5 protein-coding genes are annotated in these 4936 nt (G+C 61.5%); 3 read left to right on the top strand and 2 right to left on the bottom strand.

Annotated features, from left to right (window positions below; translation table 11 throughout):
- Positions 1-228 precede the first annotated feature (228 nt).
- Positions 229-1578, bottom strand: coding sequence for a PQQ-binding-like beta-propeller repeat protein (locus KDB67_RS21380; RefSeq protein WP_291020406.1), 1350 nt, complete (start codon positions 1576-1578; stop codon positions 229-231).
- Between the two features lie 101 nt (positions 1579-1679).
- On the opposite strand from KDB67_RS21380, the gene KDB67_RS21375 reads away from it, so the two are divergent.
- The 3 genes from KDB67_RS21375 to KDB67_RS21365 all read left to right on the top strand — a co-directional run bounded on the left by KDB67_RS21375 (position 1680) and on the right by KDB67_RS21365 (position 4290).
- The gene (locus KDB67_RS21375; protein WP_291020404.1) at positions 1680-2441 is read left to right on the top strand and encodes an acyltransferase; all 762 of its coding nucleotides are present in this window, start codon (positions 1680-1682) and stop codon (positions 2439-2441) included.
- Between the two features lie 100 nt (positions 2442-2541).
- On the top strand, positions 2542-3630 hold the full coding sequence (locus KDB67_RS21370; protein WP_291020402.1) for a DUF262 domain-containing protein: 1089 nt from the start codon (positions 2542-2544) through the stop codon (positions 3628-3630).
- A gap of 3 nt (positions 3631-3633) precedes the next feature.
- Positions 3634-4290 (top strand): MAE_28990/MAE_18760 family HEPN-like nuclease, encoded by a 657-nt coding sequence (locus tag KDB67_RS21365; RefSeq protein WP_291020400.1) that lies wholly within the window; start codon positions 3634-3636, stop codon positions 4288-4290.
- A 96-nt stretch (positions 4291-4386) separates the two neighbouring features.
- Here the strand turns inward: KDB67_RS21365 and KDB67_RS21360 are convergent, their stop codons facing one another.
- Entirely contained in the window at positions 4387-4713 is a 327-nt protein-coding gene (locus KDB67_RS21360) for a hypothetical protein (protein WP_291020398.1), read from the bottom strand.
- Between the last annotated feature and the right edge of the window lie 223 nt (positions 4714-4936).

The raw sequence follows: 4936 nt of genomic DNA, 5'->3' as shown, positions 1-4936 counted from the left end.
ATGCGGCGGCGGCTACGACTCAGGCTGCTGTGCCGTTGGGTAAGGCGTCGGCTGATTATGCCGGTGATGATGCGGTCACCCAGAGTTGGGCGGTTGCCCCGGGTCTGGTCGACGGCCCGACCGCAGAATTCAAAGTGAACAGCGAGGGCGGGCGGCACAGCTCCAGCTGACCGCGGAGCCGGAGCAACCGGATACAGGACCCCCATCAAAACGATGGGGGTCCTGTTGTCAGTAGCGGTTGCTCGCCGAATCGAACAGGTACACCTCGCCGATGTGGGTGGCCGTGGCGACCTGCCCCGCCGCCGACACCGCGACCCCGGTGGCGAAGCCCTTGGACCCCGGCATCGCGATCGTTCGCAGGGTCTTACCGTCGGCGGTGGAGACCTCCGTCAGTGACAGCGAGTCCTTGCCGGCGTCACGGACCACCGTCCACGCCGTGTTCCGCGCGGTGAGCGTAGACAGGCTGACGACGGCAAGATCGGTTCGCTGCCACACCTGTTCGGCGGCGCTGCCGGTGTCGCGGAGCAATGTCAGGGGAGCACCGACCGATCCGGTGGGGATGATCAGACCTCCCGGGGACACTGCGAGCGTCGCGAATCCGTGCTCACCGAGATTGTGTGTCCACACGGTCTTGCCGGTTGTGGTGTCGACGGCCAGCAGGGTGCCCGGCTTGGAGACGGCGTAGACGCGGCTTCCGTCGGCCGACAGCGTGGGCGGGCCGATCATGCCGCCGGGGATCGCTGCCGACCACACCTGGTGGATCGAACGCTCCCGGTCCTGCATTCGGTAGTCCAGCGCGATCAGTTTCGACGCGCTCTCACCGGCAGGCCAGAAGTTGAGATAGGCCCGCTGGCGGCCCGCATCCACCGCGGGCGGCGAGGGGACCGGGCACTGCGGGCCATCGGTGATGCAGTCGCCGTAACCGAAACCGGGATCGTCGAGGTTGACGTCCTCACGCAACCGCAGCTCCGGCGCCACCAGATCACCGGTCTGCGAATTGAGCAACAACACCTGCCCTTGCGTGGTGGCCACCAGCACGACGCCGCGATCGGCGAATCTGGCCGAACGGGGAACCCCGATCGTCGGCACCCGCCAGCGGATGGCCCCACCCGCGTTGAACGCGATGAACAGGCCCTTCTCCCCGATGTACGGCTGGTCGTACTGATCCACCAGCAGCGTGTTGGTGGCGGCACCGTCCTGCAGCCGCTTGCAATAGTTCTTGCGTCCCTGCCGCGGGTCGAACACGAACATGTTGCAGCCGTTGGTCGTTGTCGCGGTGACCCCGATATTGCCGTTGCCCGATATCGACAACGGGGCGGTAACGGGTCCACCGGTGGGCCGCGACCAGCGCAACTCGAGATCGTCGGAGATCTGGGGGCCGGCGAAGTTGGAGTTGAACGAATTGCCGCCGAAGCTCGACCAGCCCCACGCCGACACCGATCGGACATCGGTGTGTCCGTCGGAGCAGGCCGACACCACCAGCGTGAGCGCTGCCGTCAACAGTGCGAACCCGGTTCCGATCCGCCGCCGGCGTTCGGTATCACCCGTCGCTGCGCTCGCCCCGGCTCGTGCAGCCATCCCGCTCCCATCGCATTCGTACTCGGAAACCCGGGTGCGCCGCGCACCCAACCTCCAGAGCCTATCGTGTGCGATTTCGCACTCCGTTACTGTTTGTCCTCATGACCACCATGTGGAATGCGTCCTACCGGTCCCGCTGGAAGGCCGGCCGCCGCCGCGACCCGGCACAAGCCCGGTTCCTGACCGTCGACTCACTGCGCTGGGTGCTGCGCAACAAGGCCTACACACCCTGGTACCTGGTGCGCTACTACCGGCTGGCCAAGTTCCGGATGGCCAATCCGCACGTCGTGCTGCGCGGCATGGTGTTCCTCGGCAAAGACGTCGAGATCCACGCGACACCCGAGATGTCACGGATGGAGATCGGCCGCTGGGTGCACATCGGCGACGGCAACTCGATCCGCTGCCACGAGGGCAACCTGCGCATCGGCGACAAAGCGGTGTTCGGCTGCAACAACGTCGTCAACGCCTACCTCGACATCGAGTTCGGGGGGTCGTCGCTGGTCGCCGACTGGTGCTACATCTGCGACTTCGACCACGTCACCGACGACATCAACACCCCGATCAAGGACCAGGGCATCGTCAAGAGCCCCGTGCGCATCGGCCCCGACACCTGGGTGGCCACCAAGGTGACGGTCCTGCGTAACACCATCGTCGGCCGCGGCTGCGTCCTCGGTGCACACGCCGTCGTCAGGGGCGTAATCCCCGACTACGCGATCGCCGTCGGCTCCCCGGCCAAGGTCGTCAAGAACCGCAAGGATGCCTGGGACGCGAACGCCGCCCAGCGCGCCGAACTCGAACGTGCCCTCGCCGACATCGAACGCAAGAAGGCCGCCGCCGAGGGGAAGGAAGCGGCGGAAGGTTAGCTGGCCTGTTTGTCCACAGGAGTCACGAGTGTGCGTGCACAGTCGTGGCACACACGTATGGTTGAAGGCACGTCATGCCGATGGCAGGGGAGCAGGTCTTATGGGTTTGGAATCTGAAATTGTCGAGCGGTCGAAGGAAATTCACGCCGATGGATATCCGATGTCGATCGGAGAGTTGCTTTCGCTCTACCGGGACGGTGACTTGGATATCCACCCTGAGTTTCAGCGGGTGTATCGCTGGGGTCTGAACCAGAAGTCTGCGCTCATCGAGTCCATCCTGTTGAACATCCCGGTCCCATCGGTTTTCGTGTCTCAGCGCGAGGACGGAGTCTGGGACGTCATCGACGGGGTTCAGCGCTTATCCACGATTATGGAGTTTGTCGGCGAGTACAGGGACGAAGATGGACAGAGATACGAAGGTCTGACTCTTCAGGGTACCGATTATCTGCCTTCTCTTGAAGGTGTTCGATGGGAATCGGAAGAATCGGGATTTTCCAAGGCACTTCAACGTGACTTTAAGCGATCGAAAATTGAAGTAAGAATCATTCGGAAGACTTCGGATCCGAACGCAAAGTATGATCTGTTTGAGAGGCTGAATTCCGGGACGGATCTGAGTCCTCAGGAGGCAAGGAATTGTCTGCTCATCATGCTCAACCGAGATATGTTCAACTTGGTTTCCAGTCTTGTTGGTGACCGTTCGTTCCAAGCTGTCACCAATATTTCGGCGCGCAAGGAGAGCGAGTCTTTCCGCAACGAGCTCGTTCTGCGGTTCTATGCGCAGGCGGCGTATGATGGTCCGAAGGAGGATCTCAAAGTCGACTTTGGCCAGTTCTTGACGCATTGGATGCGCGCCACCGCGACTGTGGGACCACTACCCGACGCGGGAATATTTCGAGAAGTGTTCGATCTGCTCCTGCGGGCAGACGGTGAGGACGTCTTTCGACGTCTCACCGAAGACGGGCGACGCACCGGACCGTTCTCGAATGCGGCTTTCGAGTTTATTGCCACCGGCGTGCAATACAACCTCCGCGAATGGCGCGGTGACCACGAGGCTTTGCAGAAACGAATACATCAGGTATGGAACGATCCGAGTTTCGCAAACCACGTCGGCGGAGGGGTGAGTGCGCGGACCCGTTTTCCGCGCATGGTGCACCACTCGCGGGAGTTCTTTTCGCGGAAGCCGGGTTAGCCGGTGGCGATCCAGACCTACGACGATCTCACTGACCGAATTGACAACGACTTCTCTTGGCGAATTGTTGAGCTCAATGCAATCAGGGGGGAACTTGAGAAGCACGACCGCACCCCCGATACACCGCTCGCGCGGGCCCTCAGAAGATCTGGCGCAGCCATTCTGTATGTGCACTGGGAAGGGTACTGCAAGAACGTCTTGTCGGCGTACTTCGATTATCTACTGGCACGACGAATACCGGTTCGGAAGGCGTCTGATGGGTTGGCGATGTTGATGCTGGAAAAACTGTCCCGAAGCATCTCTGACCCGAATTCTCCAGCGGCCAGAGACCTCCTTTCGCTGGTCCGGGGAGATGCGGAACCGCGGATTTCGCGTGTCCGAACGGACGATGTCGTGAATACGCAATCGAATCTGCGTTCTCGTGTGATCGAAGATATCCTTCGCAAGCTGGATCTCGATATTCCTCTCGTCAGCACCAAAGGGCATCTCATTGATAAGTCGTTGTGCGACCCGCGCAACGCGATCGCTCACGGCAAAGAGCATACGTGTCCCGATGTGGGTGAGTATCAACGCGTAATGGACGAGATCGTGGTTTTGATGCGCGAAGTCTCGTCGGCGATTACGTGGAGTGCGGGTCAGGCAGCCTACCTGCGTGGTTGACCACGGCGGTGGTCGACGGGTGCCGGCAGGTCGTCCCAGTCGGTGTCAGGTTCGCCGACCATTCGGAGCAAACAGCAAGGTAGTTGTTGGTGATGTTTACGGCCCGTAGGTCCATTTCCCTTGGACGCACATCACAGCCTTGCCGCGCGGCGTCCGCGCCACCGGGTACTTGCCGGTGCAACGTTGCCCCAATTTACGAACGACCGGATCGACCTTGGCGGTCGCGACCCACTTGTAGCCGCCGCCCGATCCCATGTAGACGCAGACCGTCCAGTGCCCGTTCTCGGTTCGTTGAATATTGCTCACTTCACTTTTCGTGCAGTAGTTGCCGATGCGGGGCTTGCTCGCGTGGGCTTCGGCGGCGACGCCTGTCAGCCCGCCGACGGCGATGGTCCCGGCGATGAGTATTGCTCTGATTCTCATGTGCGGGAGCGTATCGGGTAGGTCTGACAAGACGAGCGCGGCGCGCAGGGCTCATTCAGCGACACTGTAGTTGCCCAAGGTTATCGGCCTGGTCGACCTAGTACTACAGCCGTAGATCGGGAGTGGTGACGATCACGCGTGTGTTTACGCTGGTCAGGGCGGTTGCCGCGCCATGATCTGAGGTTGTGAATCAAAAGAAGACGACTGCGGCAACCGCAGATCT

Source organism: Gordonia sp. (in: high G+C Gram-positive bacteria) (assembly GCF_020438995.1).
GTDB lineage: Bacteria > Actinomycetota > Actinomycetes > Mycobacteriales > Mycobacteriaceae > Gordonia.
Note: the sequence above shows the minus strand (reverse complement) of the source record. Positions and strands in the feature narration are given on the sequence as shown.